Below are 19,421 nucleotides of genomic sequence, written 5' to 3' on the forward strand. Positions count from 1 at the left end.
CCGCCCCCGTGGCGCGCGTTCGCGCAGGCCGGAGCCCACGTTCAGGATTCAGGCCGGACACCGAGGGCAAATGCCTTGGTACCCCTGCCGTCTGATGATCAGATCGGATAATCTTCGCCCGGAACGGGCGCCGTTGATCATTAAGACGCATACGGCGCAAAGGCTGACACACACAGAGCCGTGGAGAGCGCCAGAACTACGCACAGTACCGAGCGCCTGGAGTCCGATGTCCGACGACAGCTCAGTTGAGCTCCCCTTCCCCCACCGACGCAGCCCCCACCAAGCACAGGCCGCCCGGCACCACGCCGAGTGGCTGCACCGCCACCGTGAACTGGCCGCCTCCACCGGCCAGTTGAGCTACGAGAGGTGGGACGTACCGGAACTGGCGGCGCTGACCTACCCGGAGAGCTCGGCCGAGGACCTCGGGTTGGCCGCTGACCTGATGGGCTTCTACTTCCTCTTCGACGACCAGTTCGACGACGCGCTGGGACGACGCCCCGAAGAGGTCGCCGAGATCTGCGAGCGGCTCACCGCCCTCATGCACAGCCCCAGACCGGTCGGCAGCACCCCCGCCGAACGCGCCTTCTCCGACCTGTGGCGCCGCAGCATCGAGGGCATGTCGCCCCGCTGGAGAGCCAGGGCCGCGTACAACTGGGAGTCCTACTTCGCCTCCCACCCCGCCGAGGCCGCCGGGCGAATAGCCAGCCGACCACCGGACCGGGAAAGCTACCTGATGCTCCGTCGGGGCACCGCCGCGATGGAGACCATCTTCGACATGATCGAGCGGCTGGGGCGCTTCGAGGTGCCGCAGGCCGTGCTGCACCATCCCGTGCTCCGCCAACTCCGCCAGCTGGCGGCCGACATACCCTCCCTCACCAATGATGTCCGCTCCTACGCCCAGGAGTTGGCCCGTGGCGACGTGGCCAACCTGGTGATGATCGTGCAGCGCGAGCGCGACTGCTCTCCCGAGGAAGCCGCCTCCGTGGTCATGGCGGAGGCCCAGCTGATGGCCGACAAGGTCGGCGAGCTGATGAACGAACTGCCCGAAGTCTACCGCCTGTTGCGGCTGACGGTAGCCGATCGTCATGCCGCGCACCGGTACGCCGACGGACTCGGCGCATGGACCGCCGGCTATCTCCGCTGGGAGCTCCGGACCGGTCGGTACGTATCGGGCTGACGTCCCACCAGGTCACCGCCTCCCCTTCCGTCCCCCGCCCCCTCCCCCGTTTCCCCTCCTCTCCGAGCTGCACGACGCACCATGGCGGCCCGAGCCCTTCGGGGCTAGGGTCTCGCCCTGGGGTCGCTACCGTGCGTGTCCGGCCGGTGACCCCTGCACCGGTGCGCGTACGTGGTCGTCCCGCAGCTCCACCCTCAGCAGCGAGGAGAGATACCGCCCATGACGGTCTACCAGCCCCCCGGCCAGCCCGGCAGCATCGTCGAGTTCCGCCCCCGCTACGAGCACTGGATCGGCGGCTCCTTCACGCCGCCGGTGCGCGGCGGCTACTTCGAGAACCCCACCCCCGTCACCGGCCGGACCTTCTGCGAGGTGGCCCGGGGCACCGCCGAGGACATCGAGGCCGCCCTCGACGCCGCCCACGCCGCCGCCCCCGCCTGGGGCCGCACCTCACCCGCCGAGCGCGCCCAGGTGCTGCTCCGGGTCGCCGACCGGATCGAGGCCAACCTCGAACGCCTCGCCGTCGCGGAGAGCTGGGAGAACGGCAAGCCGGTCCGCGAGACCCTGGCCGCCGACCTGCCGCTCGCCGTCGACCACCTGCGCTACTTCGCCGGCGCCCTGCGCGCCCAGGAGGGCGGCCTGTCCCAGATCGACGAGGACACCGTCGCCTACCACTTCCACGAGCCGCTGGGCGTGGTCGGCCAGATCATCCCGTGGAACTTCCCGATCCTGATGGCCATCTGGAAGATCGCCCCGGCGCTCGCGGCCGGCAACGCGGTGGTCCTCAAGCCCGCCGAGCAGACCCCCGCCTCCGTCCTGCTGCTGATGGAGCTGGTGGCCGACCTGCTCCCGCCGGGGGTGGTCAACGTGGTCACCGGCTTCGGCGAGGAGGCGGGCAAGCCGCTGGCCTCCTCCCCGCGGATCCGCAAGATCTCCTTCACCGGCGAGACCTCCACCGGCCGCCTGATCAGCCAGTACGCCGGACCGAACCTCATCCCGGTCTCCCTGGAGCTCGGCGGCAAGAGCCCCAACCTCTTCTTCTCCGACGTGGCGGACCGTCAGGACGCCTTCTACGACAAGGCCCTGGAGGGCTTCGCGCTCTTCGCCCTCAACCAGGGCGAGGTCTGCACCTGCCCCAGCCGGGCCCTGATCCAGTCCTCGATCTACGACCGCTTCCTCGGCGACGGCCTGGAGCGGGTCCGCGCCATGCGCCAGGGCAACCCGCTCGACACCGAGACCCAGATCGGCGCCCAGGCCAGCGCCGAACAGCTCACCAAGATCCTCGCCTACCTGGAGATCGGCCAGGCCGAGGGCGCCAAGCTCCTGACCGGCGGTGAGCGGGCCGAGCTGGACGGCGACCTGGCGGGCGGCTACTACGTCACCCCGACCGTCTTCGAGGGCGACAACTCCATGCGGATCTTCCAGGAGGAGATCTTCGGCCCCGTCGTCGCCGTCACCCGCTTCGACGACTTCGACGACGGCATCGCCCTCGCCAACGACACCGCCTACGGCCTCGGCGCCGGCGTCTGGTCCCGCGACGGCTCCACCGCCTACCGCGCCGGCCGCGCCATCCAGGCCGGCCGGGTCTGGACCAACTGCTACCACGCCTACCCGGCCCACGCGGCCTTCGGCGGCTACAAGAACTCCGGCATCGGCCGCGAGACCCACAAGATGCTCCTGGAGCACTACCAGCAGACCAAGAACCTCCTGGTCTCCTACTCCCCCGACGCCCTCGGCTTCTTCTAGGAACCGCCCCTGAGACCCCGTCAGGCCCGGGTCACCTCCGACCACCCGGGCCTGACGGCCTCCCGTCCTGCTCCAGCACGATCACCTCGTAGCCGGCACCGACTACGAGCTCACCGCCGGGCGCGAGGGCGACCGCGCTGGGCCGAGCCGGCAGCTGGATATCGTCCAACAGTGCTCCATCCCGCAGATTCCAGATCTGTACGGCAGAGCGGTCGGCCGTCAGGGCCACGGGCATGCCGTCCAGGACGCCGAACGCCACAGCGGACACTCCACCAGTACCGAGCTGACACCACTGCTTCCGAGTGCGGAGGTCCCACACCTGAGTGCCATGGCGAGTAGTGGCGGCCAGCACCACGGGGACCGGCCCAACGGCGCCGTATGCCATCGCGTCGACTTGGCCCACCTGTCCCTCCAGATCACCGATCCAGGTCATCTCCGTGAGGTCCCAAACTCCGATCCTCCGCCCACTGCCCGGATAGTCGGCGACCACCGCCACCGGCCGCCCGTCCAGTAGGGCCCAAGCCAAGGCTTCGACGCCGAACCGCCCGCTCACTTCGAAGGTTCCGCCGATCCGCAGGGATCCCAGATCCCACTGGCCCATCCGCCTTCCGCCAGTGTGGTGCACAACCACGGGGTTGCTCTCGATGTGGCCGACGGCCAGCGGCGATCCGTAGCTACCCTCGGTGCACCCGGCCTCCGATCCGTCCGCGAGGCTCCACATACGAACGGTCCTGTCGCGCCCGCTGGTAATCGCAACCGGCCTCCCCATGACCGTCGTACAGGTAACCTCCTTCACCCAGGCGGTGTGCCCTTCGAGACGACGCAGCTCCCGGCCGGACGAAACGTCCCACACCCGAGCGGTGTGGTCGTAACTCGCCGACACCACGGCAGGGGAGCCGTCCAGCACCGTGCAGGCAAGCGCCGACACCGTGCTCGCATGCCCGTGCAGCTCAAGCTCCTCCGGTCGCTCCTCCAATCTCCACAGGCGGACCGAGCCATCGCTGCTGGAACTGGCAGCCACTGGCCATCCGTCGGCGTAGGAGATCGCGATGGAACGGACCCAGTCCGCGTGGCCATTGAGACGGGCCAGCAACCGACCCGCGGGCCCTGCGGCCCGTTCTCTCAACTCCATGGAACCGTCCGCGTAACCCAGCACCATGACAGCGCGACCGTCGAGTTCCGCAAAGGCGAGCGCGGTGATCCATCCCGGTGCGAGGTCGCAGGAGAAGACCACTCTCCCGGTGTCCGGATCGCGGAACTGGAGTGCCCCACCCCGGAATCCCAGCGCAATCAGGTCGACACCGTCCTGAACGACGCCGGCCATCGCCTCACAGCCCTCTGAGTCGCCAAGCTCCACCCAGGCCCCAGTGTCCACGTTCAAGAGTCGGACCGCACCGGACGGCTGTTGGACCAACGCGGAAGGTTCTCCTCGAACTCTCGTGCCGAGCAGGTCCAGGTGCAGGCGGACTGCACTCGGATGCCCCGGAAGCTCTCGCCGGAGCTGACCGGACGCCAGTTCGCGGACCCAGGCCGAGCCGTCGCGCGAGCAACCCACGATCAGCATCTGGTCGTGCCCCTGGACACAGGACAGAGCCGCCACGATGGGCCCCGTATATCCCTCACTGGCCCACTCCGCGACCTCGGTCTCGGTCCGCACGGCGAAGTTGTGAAGCTCCGTGGTGCGCACGAGGTCCCAGACACGCACCGTTCCATCGTCGGCACCCGTCACTAGGAGCATCACCCCGTCCACTTCGACGGAGTGAATTGCCGTCACTGTCCTGGTATGCCCGTCCAACGACGCCAGGCAGACCTGCCCCGCCGGATCCCAGATCTCCACCGGTCCGCCGTCTCGAGCGATGAGCACGGCCGGCGCCCCGTCGAACTCAACAGCGAGCAGTGGATCGCCGGACCACGAGCTCAACTCCCCTCGGTACAAAGTGCTCGTCTGAGACCCGGTCGCCCATCTGGGCTTCCACACCAGCCGCTCGCCAAGCGCCCTCCGGTACTCCTCCAATCGGTACCGCGCCGCGTCCACAGCCATGACCTGTGTCCGCTCGTGGACGCAGAGATGCCGATAGAGGTGGGCCGAGGTCCGGTACATCGTGCGGACTCGCTGCGCGTGCGCGCCTTCGACGCCCTCCATCGCCGCCACCAGCGGATCGGGCTCGGCGTGGACCACGAACCACGGGTCTTCGAGGAGACGCCCCAGATCTCCCGACGCTGCGGCGTGACCGGCCAGGTGCGCTCGGACATACGGGTGCGCGCGCTCCCAGTCGAGGTCACGGGTTTCGGCCCTGGCCGCCACCGAGTCGATCAGGGCAGCCGTCATCCGGCGCTGGTCCTCACCCCTGCGCCGGGGATCGCGCAAGTGCTCGGCCAACGCCTCGTGGTACAGCCGGAACACCGACCGGCCCTCACTGACCGGCACCTCCACGACGTACGAACCCGCCTGCCTCAACAGCCAGTTCACGTCAGCGTCGGTGCACTTCTCGCCCGAGAGGGCCGCCGCCAGTGGAGCCCACAACGAGTCCCACGGAAGACCGAACCCTTCCGCGTAGGCCAACGGTCGCAACAGCCACCGCACTCGATCCTCGTCCTCGCCGTACCGGGCCAGGTAGGCGTCGAAGGCCTGTCCCACCTCCGAGGGAAGCTGCTCCTCCCAGCCCGGCCGGGACTGATCAATGGTCAAGTCCCCGTGCAGCAGCGCCCGGACGGTCATCCTGGCGACCAGGAAGGAGCGGCCAGCCCGCCGGGCCACTGCCTTGGCCAACGCCGCCCGCTCGGGCTCCGCGACCTCACCCGGCATCGCGGCGAGCGTGCGCCGCGCGTACTCCTCGATGTCATCGCGGCCGGTGTACGCATCCGTGTCCAGGTCGAGGACCTCCACGCCACGCCCCAGGTCGGGAATCGTCGTCCGACGCGTCCCGATCAGCAGGCGCAGCCGGGGCAGCACCGACATGGGACGGAGCAACTCCCTGGCGATACGCTGTGGTTCCCGCCCTTCGACGCCAGTGCCGGCCTCGTCCAGGGCATCGATCAGCACGGTCCGGAGCGAGCCCTCGTACGCGGCGAGACCGGCGAGCAGCTGTGCAGGGGTGTCGGCTTCGACATCCAAAGCGACTGCCAGCCGCGTCGTGAGCTGCTCCAGGGTGGTGCCGTGCGCGTGCACCGAGACCGTCACCACATCCGGCGGCGGCAGCAAGTGTGCGGGGGCTTCGGGGTGGTCCGGCCGGGTCAAGGCCAGTAGCCGTCCCAGGACCGCGGACTTGCCGGAGCCCGGATCGCCAGTCACCACCCGGGCCCGGCGGTCGTGGACGGGATCGCGCAGCCATCCCGCGAGCGAGGCCAAAGCCTGGCGTCGGCCGGTGAACCAGTCGCCCCGTTCACTGACGTACTCGACCCCGCGCCCCCGGGGCTCGAAGTGCGCGGTCCACTCCCGCTGGGACTGGACGTCCATGGCGCCGTCGGGCAGACCGGGGCGGTACCTGGGGTTGGGCAGGAACGGCGGGACGGCCCGGCCGGAGACCGCGTGGTAGCTGGCGCTCTGGTCCGAACCGTGCTCTCGGAGGTGGTCGTTCACCTGGCTGGTCACAGTGGCGATGTCGAGGTAGCGCTGGCGCATCCCAGCGGTGGCTTCGCGGACCGCCACCTCCAAAGCGGTCACGAAGGCGTGGTCGTAGGCGAGTTCCCTGGAGCGGGCGGAAGCCACCAACCAAAGGCCGTCGGCATCCCGCGGGCGCTCGTCCACCAGTTGGCCGGCCACCACGGCGGCCTCGGCCGCACCTAGCTCGGCGAAACAGGTGTCGAGCAGCAGCAGGACGTGCCCGACCCGCGTGTCCGCCAGCAGTTCTGCCAGGTCGCGGGTGGCGAGCGCGGTGGCCACCAGGTCCTGACGGCTGTTCAGACAGGTCAGCCGGTGGTGTCGTGAACCGCGCAGACCGTGGCCCGCGTAGTACACGACGAGCACGTCCTTCTCACAGCGCTCCTCCGCCCGGAGCCAAGCCTCGAGGCCGATTCGCACCTGCTGCGCGTCCGGGGCATGGGCCAGGTCCGGGAGGATCTCGGCGTACCCGAGCGATCCGAAGAGGGCCTTGACCCGGCCGAGATCCTCGGACACCCCCGGTAGGGGGGCCAGAGTCGGGTCGGCGGTATACACGCCCGAGCCGAGGACGAAGACGAAGCGGTTGTGACCGTCGGAGCCCGGGAGGACCGTCATACAGCCAGTCCCGTGGCAATCGCGGTCCCGGTCTGCGCAGCCGTCAGGTAGGCACGCATGCTGTGCATCTCGGACCCGTTGTCCACCGTCAGGTCCTGGAGCTCCGGCCCGAACAGGGGAGCCAGCTCCCGCACCAGGGCCACCACGTCTCCCCTGTCGGCCAGGTTGGTCCAGCGCTTCACGGCCGTCGGCCAGCCCCCGGGAACCGGCTGGAGGCGGTCGAAGACCAGTCCGGCCAACCCCAACGGGGATCCGAGCGTGACCAGGGTCAGCGGCCCGCGGTCGGGGGCCGGGGCGACCGCGCACAGCGCCTCGTAGGCCACCACCGAGCCCAGCGAATGACCGACCACCACCCTGGTCTCAGGGGTGAGCAGTTCTTCGACCCTGGCCCGCGCCGCAGCGCGGAGGCCCGGTTCGGTGAAGTACCGGCTCACCTGCTTGAGGTCGGAGATCAGCAATCGCTCGGAGACCGCCCCGAAGAAGCGCGAGCGGGTCAGGGCGTGCAGGCCCCGGCGGACCCGGTCCACCGTCAGGGGGCGCGACGCCAGACGGCCAACCGCGCCCCGAGCGCCCGGGCCGCCGGTGGCCTGGTCCGGTCCCGGGATACGCGGATCCAGCCGCGCGGCCTCCCGCCACCACGCTTCCAGGAGGTCTGCCTCGAACCCGTCCTCGACGTCCTCCGCCCGGTAGTACGGCTCTCCGCGCGCGCCGGACTCCGGTAGAGGTCTCCGTACGCGACGCAGGCCACGTCTCCGTCGGCAAGCCCTCCGAGGGTGTGATCGCGGCGCAGCGCGAGCCCGACCCCGCCGCGCAAGGCTGGTTCCAGCTCCGCCAACAGCGTCTCGCGGTGTCGAGTTGACGCCCCACCCCGTGCACACGAGACCCTGCTCATGGGCCCCTCCGCCCGACTCGCACTCGTGGGCGAGAGCATAGTCGGGCGCCACCACTCAGGGCTTGAGGATCAGGTCCTGTTCGACCGGCGGCGGTGCCGCCGTGCCAGTCGAGCGGGGCTCCGAAGCGGATCAGCTCCGCCGTGGAGACGGGTCGACGGGCTTCGCGGCGAGGACCACGTCGAGGACGGCCGCGGGCGGCCTCGGCCGGGGTCTGGGCCTGGCTTGTAGTCGGTGAACCACGGCGGGAGGTCGGGGGGTGTCGACCTGCCGGGGCAGACAGCGGCGACCAGGGTGCCGCGGCGAGGTCCTTGTCCCGGCGGGCGCGCGACCGCGCGGACCGGCGGCCACCTGGGCCACCTTGGAGGGCACGTTGAGCCAAGGCGGCCAGCCGGCCTCGGCGGCCCGTGCCCATCGTGGACCCGCGCGCGCCAGGACTCCACGGCCCGCCCACTTCCGTCGAGGTCCGCGCCGTCGAAGAGGTGGTGCAATCGGGGGGTCCAGCCGGCCCAGGGTGCCCAGGCTGCTGGCCAACACGAGCAGCCGTCGCCCGGGCGCAGGCGGGCCGAAGGAGCGCAGCACCGAGCCGCGTGGGTGGGGCGGGCGCTGCACCTCCCGTCTGTCCGCCGCGCCGTGTCGTTCGCCCGCCCGTCCCCTGCCGTGCAACTGTCGCCGCGCCCTCGTTATCGCCCCCCGCTTCGTGTTCCTCTCGCCGCCGACGTTCGTTATCGCCCGTCTCAGCTGTACCAGTTACTCGCCACGGTTTTGGACGCCCGATCCGACCTCCGTCACCCTTGGACCCCCGCCGCTCGTTGCCCTTGTTCGACCCCTGTCCCCCTGTTTTGTCGTCCCTGTGTGCTCGGGTACCACATGACTAACGTTGATCCGTCAGACATCTTCCGCGCATCCTGTCTCTCGCGACGTCGCGCCGTAGTCGTCAATACCCCGCGTCCGTTCCGCTCGCCATCGTCCGTTTTACGTTGTCGTTGGCGTCGAATTTTTTTCCTTCAGCGCGCCGGTCGCGCGTCCTCCGTCGCCGTTTCGACCACCCCTTCTGGACTACGCGCTCCCGTTGGAGGTTCGGCCCGTATCTCCCTTCGACTCTAATCCCCGCCGGGTCGGTTGCCGCCGCGTCCCCGCTCTCCCTCCCATGCCGCCCATTTCCGGCGTCCCCCGTCGCGCGCCGTCGTCGCGTCCGTCCGCTTCCGTCGCGAGTCACCCGTTGCCCACCGCCGTTCCCGCGTCGTCTCAGCTCGCCGTTCATCTCGTAGTGCCTACCTCTCGTCGTCCTCCCCCCCAGGCAGCTCCCGTCCGTCTGCCCAGGCCGCTGTCGGTTTTGCCTCTATCGTCACAGAAACCTGCGTCGTCCGCTCTTCGGCTCTAGCAGCCCCCTCGGCGATCGCGTTAAACGCGCTCCTCCCCACATGTTGCCGCCCGTTAGGAGACGTCGTGAAACTCGTCGGCCCGCTCGGCACTGCGAGTCCTCCGGCAGGAGGCGGCGACGGAGTGGAGAGGACGATGTCGACGCCGCCGTGGACGCTTCCGACAGCTCTGCGGCGAAGAACCGGCGAATGGCGTCGGAGTCGGTCGACTTTCGAGAACACTCCCTGCCACCCGGCGCGGGGTGGCAGGGAAGTAGGGCGACCTCGCGGCCGGCTTCGGTGAACGTCGCCCCTGTCGCGGCCCGTGAGCAGGACCAGATTCGTGCTCTCTAGTCGACGGCGATAACCTTCCACCAGGGCGCGGCCGAGGCCCTGGTTTTGCGCCGGTGACGACGGCGATGCGGGACATGTGTTCATGCTGCCACGGTAGGGAGGACCCGGGCGAGAGGCCAGCGAGAACCGAGCACTCCGGCGCGAACGGGCGCCATAAGACGGCTTTCTGATGATCCGTCAGGTCCGACGGCTCTGACCAGACGGGGAAACGGGGGCCGGTCGGGGTCCGGGACCGCCGCGTCGTCCTCCGACGGCTCGGTGTGGTAATGACGCCCGGGGCTGTGGAGTCGGCCAGGAAGGGGGCGAAGAACGGGGGGCGAGGTCAGTGTGGGGGCGTAGGCGCCGCCCGAAGGGGAGGTCGTTCCGGGGGGGCCGGTGCCGGTGGAGCAGCGGAGCTGTCCGGCGAGCTTGTCGTGCCAGACGTAGAGGTGCGCCGCGCCGGTGTCTTACCCTGGCCCGGCGAGGACCGGGCCGGAGGGGCGGCGGCGGTCCGTTCGGGCAAGGCGGCGGCCACCTCGGCGACGGTTGAGGAGCGGCGGTCCCCCACCTCGGTCGTTCCAGGTGCCCAATGATGTTAGGTCTACCACTACCACCGGCCGGTCGGCCGGCCACCTCCAGGGCGAGGGGTTCGTCGGCCAGTTCACGTGCTGATCCAGGTCCAGCAGCACCGGGGAAGTCTCGCACGCCCCTTAACGCCCCGCCGGGACGCATTCCCCCGGTACGAAATGGGGGAGGAGCGGGATCATGGCCGGAAGGGGAGGAGCACTAGTGACGGCGAGTGACGGGTTACCCTGTGCTCATCGGGTGAGCGGACGAGCAGCTCTCCGCTAACCCGTCAGGCCGGCCAACAGGCGGAGCCGCAACAAGCAAACGAGGGAAGGTGGCGCGGGTCCTGCCGGGGAGGCCGACCGGGGAGACCTTCTTCCGCCACCTAGTTCTCTGGCAGCTGCCGCACCGGGACGGCGCCGCGACAATCCGACGAAGCGGTTCACCTGGAGGCGCTGGCACCTAGTTACTTTCAGGTCCCGCCGGCCTACTTCTTACGATGAGACGAGCAGGGCGGGCAGATCCGGTCGCCGAGGAGTGGCCCTGGCTCGGGGCCATGCGGGACGCCTGCGTGCAGGAGGTCGCGCTCCGGGCCTGACCCTCTCCCCCGATGGGGCTGGGCACCAATACTGACATCGATCGAATGCAATCGCCAGACGTGAGGTCTGCGAGCACGGGGCGCCGAGTAGGCTCGCGTCTGCGCTATCCAGGAGCGCGGGGGCGGCGCGCGGCGGTGCGGAGCGCGCCGGATCGACGTACCCCCGGGTTTCGGGCAGCTAACGTGGGGGCGACATGGAGGACGCGAACGGCGCAGGCTCTGGCGGGCGCTGTCGGGGAGCCGCGGCAGACGCTGACCCTCCCCGATCCGTTCAGAACTCCGTCCCTCGCGCGAGCTCCGGTGGTGTCCGGTGCACCGAGGGGCTGGGCGGTGGACAGTTCCATGCCGCTGCGCCGGGGCGGCCGGCACCTGCGGGGTGCTGATCAGCACCGAAACGGGCCGAATAACATCGGCTACCGACCGACACCACCCCGCGCCACCCCAAGCAAGCACATGTGCCTGCCGAGAGGTCGTGGCACCTGCTCTGCTGGCCACCAGGACGCGCGGTCCGTCGGTCCGATGGGGCACGGCGGCGCGGGCGCTGGCGGCTGCTGCGCACCTGTCCGGCGGTTGGTCCGCCGGGGTGCTGGGGCGCAGCGCGTACCCCCCCCTCCCCCCCCAGCGCGCAGGAGCCAGGAGGCCGAACTGTTCGCCTCACTGGTGCGATGAACCGCGCGCGGGCCTGCGCGCAGGATGGCGCTCCGGGGCCGCGCGGCCCGGGCGAGGAGAGCGAGGAGGCGGTCCGCCGCTCGGCGGCGTCTTCGACTGGACCTTGGGGCCGGGGACACGGCCGCCCCGCGGCGCGCCGTGATCTCGTGGTGGATGCTGGCTGGCCGGGGCGGTCGCAATCGCGGAGGTACTGTACCGGATCCGGCTCTGGCGCGGTGGACCGCGCAGCCCGGCGCCCGTACCTGGCCCAGTTCACGGCCTCGATTCGGCTTCTCGATGGACCTGCATGCGTGCTCCCGGAGCCCGGGCTCGCGGCCCCGCCGTCGTGCTACCTGATGCCCGCTGTGCACCGAGCTCAAGCTCACGGCGAGTGCTTCCTGGGCTGCGGCCCTCGCGGTGCCGACGCGAGCGCCGCGAACGGCCGCTGATGCGGCGTCAGGCCCTGTGCTGGGTCGTGAGTGATACCGCGGTCGCCCTCCTCTACGGGCCGCCGAGGGTGACGGCCGGTGGGCCCGGGAAACATACACCGTCGGGGCGGCAGGGCGCGCCGAACTACCCGCCTACAACGCGCTCTTCACCCGCCCCAGCCTCTGGTTGCGTCGCGCTGTTCACCCGCTGTTCCACCCGCGCGGCCGCCGCCGGGCCGGGGCTTGCGGCGAAACCGGCCTTGCGGCTGGTCGTCGTCGCCGGCAGCCTGCCGGCCGTACTGGTCCGCGATGAGACCTCTCCCGCTGGGTCAGGGGTTCCGGACGGGCCGTCAGACCAGACGGGGTCACTGCACTCGGCGCCAGTCGGCCTGGCCACCTGGTGATGGTGATCGGCGGGAGGACGGTCACCGCCTGGGCCGTGCCGGATCGCCGCGCGGGCGCGCCGCTGCGGCAGGCGCGAGCTCCGCCGGATCGACCCGCCTCTGTCGGCGCTGTACGCCGTCCGCCCCGAGATCGCACCTGGAGCCGCCCCTCACCTCAGCCTGGCAGCGGCCCGGCGGGAACCCGGAGTTCACCCTCACCGGATCGGCGTGATCGAGATCCGCCGACGAGACACCCGCTGGCTCCCCGCTCTCCGCCGCACCTGCACGCCGGGTGTGCCCGGCTGGGCCTCGGCCTGCTCGCCGCGCCGCCCCCTCGACCCGCGGCGCACCGAGGCCGACGTCGAGGCCGCCGTGCTGGCGGCGGCCACTCGAGGCGGCGGCCGCCCGGCGGCCGCTACCGTACCCGGACACCGACGGCCACACCCCGCCCGGCCACCGCGCCCGACCTTCGCCCGAGAGCTCCCAACTCGCCCCTCGTCGCAGAGGCCTTCACCGACTCCCCGATGCGTCGCCCTCCGGTACGGGCGGATGCGGACGGAACTGGCTGGCTAACTCAGTCCGGGGGGATGAAGGAACTGCGCGCACCTTCCGGTGATCGAGGACCGTCCTGGCCCGCCTCCGAGGCCTGGGAGGGGCTGGCCCGCCGTGCTGGGAGGCCTGAATGGGTGGGGACGCGGCGGAGTCGGTGCGTACGTGGACACCGACCCGGAGAAGGGCCGACAGGCGGTCTTCTGCGAGGCCTACGGGTGCCGCTCAACTCTCCGCCAACTGCGTGGTGGTGGCCGCCAAGCGCGGGGGCGTAAGGTGACTTACGCGGCCTGTATGGTCCGGGCGGACCGGCCGGCTACTGGAAGTGAACACGGGGTCCGTGCGCAAGCACCTCGGGGCCACGGAAGGCGTCGTCGCGCGATGGAGGAGGGATGGCCGTGGACCGGACCGGGATGGAAGTACGGCGGGATCACCGTGGTCGGGCTGCCGCCGGAGTGGCCGCTGCTGGTGGACGAGGCTTGGTGGTGGCGCTCCACGCAGGTGAATGATCCGGCCAGCGGCGGCGGCGCGGCAAGATGATCCTGCGGTGGCGGCGGTGGCCGGGCGGCCGCGCGCGAGGTCCTCGTCGGCCTGGCCGCCCTCTCCTGAACGTGCGAGGGAGACCACCCGTGCACTCACCCGGGAGGACGGGCCCCTCGTGTCCTCGACAACGAACCCCGCAAGGATCGACCTCGACCTGGTGCACCACTGGCTGTCCAGGGAGCATTTGGGCCCTGGGGCGGACCGCGAGACCCGGTTTCGTCCGGAGCATCGCGACTCGGTGTGCTCGGCGTCCTACACCCAGGGGCACCGTCCACGAACAGCTGGCCTTCGACCCGGGGTGGTGACGACTCACGCGACCTCCGGCTGGCTCATGTGACGTCTACGTGGAACCGGACCCGAACCGACCTTCTTCCCCCCCCCTTTCAGCGCGGCCGCGGCCTCGGCACCTGGATCTCGCCGGAGTCGGTCGGTGGAGCTGCTCTGCGCTACCTGACCGGCTGAAGCGCCTGATGCTGTCCTCCACCCTGGACGCCCACGAGGATCTACGCCTCGGGCCGGGTTCGAGCCTGTGCGGGACCCGCAGAAGCTGATGATGATCGAGGCAGCAGGTAGGAGCCGACGGGCCGTCAGGTGGCACTCGGCGCCCGCGCCCGCTCGGGCCCGCCGGTTGCGCCGGGGCGGGAGCGGGCCGCAACGGAAGGCACGGACGGCGGCAGAGGTCAGTCGAGTGCGCAGGCCGCGCGGCAGGTGGCGTCCGTGGCGGCCGTCGGCCTGGGGCCAGGCGCTGCGGCGGCGCTGCCTCCAGGATGAAAGCCGTGTCTTGAAGGCCCCCACCCGGCAGGAGCTGGCAGGTTGCCACGACGCACCCCGTCGTCCGGGCATAGTCGAGCCGGGCGAGGCCTCGCTCGCGTGGCCGAATCTAGGGCTCCAAGTCGGACACCGCCCACCTCTCACCACGCAGCGCGGCCGGCATCCTACAGCCCCCGGTTCCCCGGGCCGCCGGGCACGACCCAGTAGGCATTGACCTCGGCCGTGCCGTCGGGAAGGGCCTCATTCGGCCCTTGAGCGCCGCCGCCGATCAGTCCGCCGCCGGCGGTCGACTCACCGCCACCAGTGCGCCTCCTTGTCTCACGGGTCGCCCGCCGCCGCGCCAGTACGGCGATCCAGCCCTGCCCGCCTCGGCGATGGGAGTCGGCCCGGCGCACGTACCTTGCCAGCGCTGGTATCTCCGTGTCTGGTAGGCCGTCAGCACCGCCGGCGGCGTCGACGGGCTGCCAGGGCGGCAGAAAAGGCCGTCGCCGGCGTGCCGATGTCGGGTGCGGGACGGCGGGCCAGCGGATCGGCGGAAACACGGTGGGCGGCACGAGGTCCGGCATGCCACCGATCATCCGGAGGGGAGGGCCGGGGGACGACGAGGGCCCTGCACGAAGCTGGAAGGAACGGGGACGGGACGGGGACCCAGTCGAGATCGGGCCTGCGCGCTGCAGGACCGTGCCACTCGGTGCGCTGCCCGAAGGCCGGCCCCGGCCCTTACAAGTCCGGGCAAGCCCAGCTTTTGCCCCCTTGCGGGGGCGATACTCCTCCGGGCCCCAGGTGAGCAGCCATGCTGGACCATCTGCCCGAGGTCGGCGAGATTGGTCGCAGACGGTCCGGTGGGCCCGGGCCGCGGCGGGGGCCGGGGGCGGCTGGTAGGCTGGGCGGTGCTGGTAAACGCGGGGCGGGGGGGCACCCCCTTGCTGGGCCTCCGGAGGTCGCGATGGCGGGTTCTGGGTCCTGCTCGTCCTCTGGCCGAGCGGGCCGCGCTGCGGCCGTTGCCGCGCGTATGCGCGCGCCGCGACCACCAGGGCCGCGGACCAGGCGGGGGCGCCACCGGTCGGACGGACCCCGGTACCGGGGCGGATGCAGGATTCGCTAGGGTCGGAAACCGGGCCCTTCTCTATTACTGTCCGGCCGCGTCATCGCGACGCGCCTCGGCGGCCCGGGCACGGCCTGTTCGATGTTGCCCCTGCCGGGCCATGCTGTGACAGCCGGTGGCGATCCGGCCGCCCCGAGCTCCCACGTGGAGCGACGCCCCTCGGCGGCCAGGCCCCGCCAGCCCAGACGTGCCTCGATCAGCACCAGCAGCGCCAACCCGTCCCGGCCGCAGCAGCTCGGCGGCCTCTGGGCCGTCCTCGGGTGGCCCACGATCAGCTGGAGTCCTCGGCACGGTCCGGGTCGACCCACGCCCCGGAGGTGTCTCGAAGTCCTCGAGACTACCCCGTAGGTTCGCCCCCCCGTCGGGCTGAGGAGGTTGACCACAGGGTGTCGCATCACCCTGATCTCCGCCCGCCGCCCGGAGGAGGCCCAGGCGAATTCACCGCCGACGGTGATGGGTCTCATGGGGGAATAGGTCAGGTACTAGACCAAGTTCGGCGGCCCCATCCAGGGGCTCCCTTCTGGTGATGAATCCCCGCAAACGGGATACAAGCACACCGCCGTCACCGGATCCCGGCGAGCACGCGTGACGGCAAGGGCGGCGGAACGGGCGGGCGGGCAGGATGACCGTCCGTCAGAAGAGCCGACGGCTGCCGGCCGCGTCTCGCCGAGCTTCGTCGCCGGTGTTCAGCAGCGCGCAGGCCTTCATCGAGAGGCCAGCCCGCAGCCGCTGCAGCCGCGTCTGAGCGGCCTTCCAGCCCGGCAGATGGTTCAGCCGGCGCTCCTCAAGCCGGAGCCGCCACTCGCGGAGGCCGCCGCTTGCCACTCCTGGGTTGGCTCTGTGCGCCGAGTTCCAGCGGCACGGCGGCGAACAGGCTCCGGAGGTCCTGCATGAGGGGCATGCCGATACCGCTTCCGCCACCAGATCAGGGCGATCCGGCGGACGCATGTGCGCGGGAGTGGCGCTGGTTGCGCCCGTCCCGCTCGGGAGGCGATCAGGCCAGTTCCTCGTAAGAAGGCAGCTGCGACACCGCCGCGCGTGCGGGCGTGACCTCGCGATCGCCAGCCAGCGTCGGGGGTGGCCTCGGCTCGCGGCTGATGGCGCGTAATGCGGCGGCGGCCTCCTGTTCCCCCCCCCTTCCCGTGCTCAAGTTTACTTACGGCTCATACGGTCGCACCCGGTCGGACAAGGGCGCGTCAGAACACCACCTGGAAAAGAACCAACCGTTGAGGACGGCACCGCCGATGACCTATTGATCGCCGCCCCTGTGTCGAACGTCAAAGGAACCGGTGCACCTGAATCGGACCGAATGACTCCGCTGCGGATGACATCTACTGAGGGCGACCGGGATGCGGGCTCTACATCAACACGGACGAGTGCACCGACTGCGGCGCCTGCTGAGCACTTGCCCAGGTCGAGGCGATTTGATTTCTACGAGGACGACACCCATCCGGAGAGAGTGAAGCAAGGAATTCACGCCCCGGCAAACGTGGAGTTCACGAACGGGAATCTGGAACCCACGGCGCGGGCCACCCGGCTCGGCCCACGCTCGGCTACGACCACCCGGATTCGTCGGCCGCACACCCGCTGCGCCGCAGAACGCCGGCTGAGGCAACGGCGCGGGCCCGCCCTCCGGGGGGGAGGGGCGGCCCGCGCCGGGACCGTCGGCTACTCGGGCTTCGGGCAGAGGCGACCGAGCTTCTCGGCTCCAGCTGAAAAGGTTCAGCCGAGTCAGGCGCGGCGCTCGAACGGGCCAGCGGACTCGGCGCTCACCGCGGACACGAAGGCGTCCAATGACGCGGGCCTCACCAGCTCGCTGCACGACCCGGGCGCGGTCACACCCACCAGGAGACCTCGTGCGTCCGCGCGGCGTGCGCGCTCCGGCGGGTCGATTCGATGTAGACGCAGCCGAGCAGTTCGGTCTCGGCGCGTTCAGCAGCGCGGGAGTTAAGGCACTGGTGGGCCTCGGCCTCGCGCGCGGTTGCGGGCAAGGAGTCGATCTCGTCCGCCTCCTCGGTCATGCGTGGCCGCGGTGCAGCCCCAGGCGGTCCGAGAGCTCGAACAGCCGCTCGCGGATGGCCCATCACGGCCGGGTAGTCGATCTCGGTGCGTTTGGACCTGATTCGGACGCAGGTGGAAGCCCTCGAATCAGGGGACGCTGCAGCGGGGTGACTGAAGTCCTCGGGAAAAGCCAGATCATGCGCGAAGGCAACCAGCGGGGCGTGGCCGGCGGCCCAGCTCTTTTCGATCACTGACGGGGCCCCGGTCAGCGCGGCGCCGGCCACGGACGGCGCTAAGGGTCACCCGCACCGGGGCCGCCGGGAAGTGGTTCGCTGGGACAACGCACGGACCGCCGTCCCAGTTCCCCGGGGGGGGCAGGGCCTGAGTCCGTTCCCGATCGCCAGCCGGCGAAGCCCCCTCGCCGGTGCGCGCGCTGACTCACCTCGCTCAACGCCAACGACACCGACGCCGCCTTCCGGCCGCCCTGAACCCGGCGCCACCATTCCGGACACGGCACCGAGCGCGACCTCCACAGACTGGACCCGATCGGGAGGTGTTCTCCTCCAACTGCCACATCGAGTGGCGAGACGAGAAGACGGCGGCAGCGGCACCTTCCGTCGCGAGACTCGCAGGCCCAGAAGCAGTCCCGGTACAGTAGGAAAAACATCGTCGTCGCCGATGACGAATGTCCCATGCACCCTCGAGACGATTGCCGTCCTCGTAGGCCTGGCTCAGCCGGTCGAACTACTGAAGGAGTAACACTCGATGCGAGTTCCCCTCAACTTGACCCCGTGCTGCACACGACACCAGCACCTCGACCACCTCGCAACATGTCGGACGTAGCTACCGCTCGCCCAGACATGCCCGTGGCCGTCCAGGGTGACGACGAACCTGCGGAACCCATGCAGAGGTTGAACCCGCATGATCCCCGTGGTGACGCGAACCCCCCACGTCCACATGGGAGGCCCGACACGGCATCGGCCTCCGCGAGACTCCAGGTAGGTCCGGTCGCGCACCCGCGACACACGAGGATCGCCGGCCGAAGCCCTCTCGCTCTGCACAAGATACGCGGTAGTGGCGGAACGAGAGATCACTCGCGGCGATCCCGGAGGATTCACCTATTCGTCATCAGCCCCACTCCAGGGTCCAGGCGGTGTAACACCCATTAGCTTTCGTGCCACAGGGGCTCCGGCACGTCGATCTTTCACTCTGTCGTAAACTGGATCGAATCCCAGGACCGCCGCTCACCGAATCACGGCCCGAGCGAGCCAGGACATCTCCTGCCGTCCGCCCCCGTGAACACCCGATCCCCCGCCGAGGCACCGGGTCGCCATCCCCTCGAAGCCTCCTTCGAACTGCTCCGTAACACGTGGATCGTCGTGTTTGGGGTTGTCGATGGCCTTCTCACCTCGGTGCTCCAGGTGTCGATGAAGCGCAGGTCCATGAAGTGGGTGAGGCCTCGTTGTTGCCCACTCCTTGGCCTTCGCCTTCTGCTACCCGAGCCCACGTTGCAGTGTGAACTGAGAAGCGAAATGTCACCCGCCAGCACATAGTACTTGTGCAGGTCCACTTACAGTAGGTTCCGAACACGCTCTGCTGGGTGAAGCGGCGGATGCTGCCGATCTGAACCTTGGCGCCGGAGGAGGTCTCCAGCCACTGAACGGGCTGGGCTGCTCGGCCTCGGTCCAGGTCTCCTGCTCGGGGAGCCAGAAGGGGTGCTTGTCGGTCGCCGTGACGACCTGGGGGGGCAGCGGCTGCGGGCTGTTCCGCGGCCCCGGCGGGAGACACGGTGATCTCGACCAGGTTCCCTTGTCGCCCTCGCCGGTGATGACGGCGGTGAACGCTCCTTGGCCCTCGTCCACGGCCGGTGGCCGGGTCGGCAACGCGAAGCACGGCGTCGCCGTTGGTCACCTGGTCGATCGGCTTGCGGGTGCCGTCCGGCCATCAGGACCCTCCCGGTGTCCGGGGTGAAGCTGTTGTTCTTGCACCCCCGGGGCCTGGCGGCTGCCCGAGTTGGCGGAGCGACCGCGGCAACCGGACGAACGACCCTTGCCGCTGGAACCGGACTTGCCGCCCACTCGCCTGCTGCCACTCGCCTTACTGCCACC

Annotated in this window: 7 protein-coding genes; 4 read left to right on the forward strand and 3 right to left on the reverse strand. The window is 70.4% G+C overall.

Translation table 11 applies throughout. The annotated features are described in order from the left end of the window. The first annotated feature begins 226 nt into the window (after positions 1–226). Positions 227–1,177: a terpene synthase family protein gene (locus ABD946_RS32205; RefSeq protein ID WP_345289161.1), complete on the forward strand. Its 951-nt coding sequence runs from the start codon at positions 227–229 to the stop codon at positions 1,175–1,177. Between the two features lie 219 nt (positions 1,178–1,396). Then, complete coding sequence (exaC, locus tag ABD946_RS32210) at positions 1,397–2,920, forward strand: acetaldehyde dehydrogenase ExaC (RefSeq protein WP_345289162.1); 1,524 nt, start codon at positions 1,397–1,399, stop codon at positions 2,918–2,920. A gap of 31 nt (positions 2,921–2,951) precedes the next feature. Here exaC and ABD946_RS32215 read toward each other — a convergent pair whose 3' ends face one another. Next, complete coding sequence (locus tag ABD946_RS32215; RefSeq protein WP_345289164.1) at positions 2,952–7,136, reverse strand: caspase family protein; 4,185 nt, start codon at positions 7,134–7,136, stop codon at positions 2,952–2,954. After that, complete coding sequence (locus ABD946_RS32220) at positions 7,133–7,663, reverse strand: alpha/beta fold hydrolase (protein ID WP_345289165.1); 531 nt, start codon at positions 7,661–7,663, stop codon at positions 7,133–7,135. The genes ABD946_RS32215 and ABD946_RS32220 overlap by 4 nt, the downstream gene beginning before the upstream one ends. A gap of 4,744 nt (positions 7,664–12,407) precedes the next feature. Between ABD946_RS32220 and ABD946_RS43095 the strand changes: the two genes are divergently transcribed. Beyond that, positions 12,408–12,917, forward strand: coding sequence for a DUF6545 domain-containing protein (locus ABD946_RS43095; RefSeq protein WP_425558756.1), 510 nt, complete (start codon positions 12,408–12,410; stop codon positions 12,915–12,917). A 357-nt stretch (positions 12,918–13,274) separates the two neighbouring features. Beyond that, positions 13,275–13,433, forward strand: a complete 159-nt coding sequence (locus tag ABD946_RS32225; protein ID WP_345289166.1) for a hypothetical protein — start codon at positions 13,275–13,277, stop codon at positions 13,431–13,433. Between the two features lie 3,714 nt (positions 13,434–17,147). On the opposite strand, the gene ABD946_RS32230 is transcribed toward ABD946_RS32225, so the two are convergent. Beyond that, positions 17,148–17,333: a hypothetical protein gene (locus ABD946_RS32230; protein ID WP_345289167.1), complete on the reverse strand. Its 186-nt coding sequence runs from the start codon at positions 17,331–17,333 to the stop codon at positions 17,148–17,150. Between the last annotated feature and the right edge of the window lie 2,088 nt (positions 17,334–19,421).

It is taken from the genome of Kitasatospora albolonga, assembly GCF_039535905.1.
Taxonomy (GTDB): Bacteria; Actinomycetota; Actinomycetes; order Streptomycetales; family Streptomycetaceae; genus Kitasatospora; species Kitasatospora albolonga.

Bases quoted from the DNA above. Each gene is read 5' to 3' on its own strand.
- ABD946_RS32230 (WP_345289167.1), bottom strand. From the start codon at position 17,333: ATGACCGAGGAGGCGGACGAGATCGACTCCTTGCCCGCAACCGCGCGC.
- ABD946_RS32215 (WP_345289164.1), bottom strand. From the start codon at position 7,136: ATGACGGTCCTCCCGGGCTCCGACGGTCACAACCGCTTCGTCTTCGTC.
- ABD946_RS32225 (WP_345289166.1), top strand. From the start codon at position 13,275: ATGGAGGAGGGATGGCCGTGGACCGGACCGGGATGGAAGTACGGCGGG.
- ABD946_RS32205 (WP_345289161.1), top strand. From the start codon at position 227: ATGTCCGACGACAGCTCAGTTGAGCTCCCCTTCCCCCACCGACGCAGC.
- exaC (WP_345289162.1), top strand. From the start codon at position 1,397: ATGACGGTCTACCAGCCCCCCGGCCAGCCCGGCAGCATCGTCGAGTTC.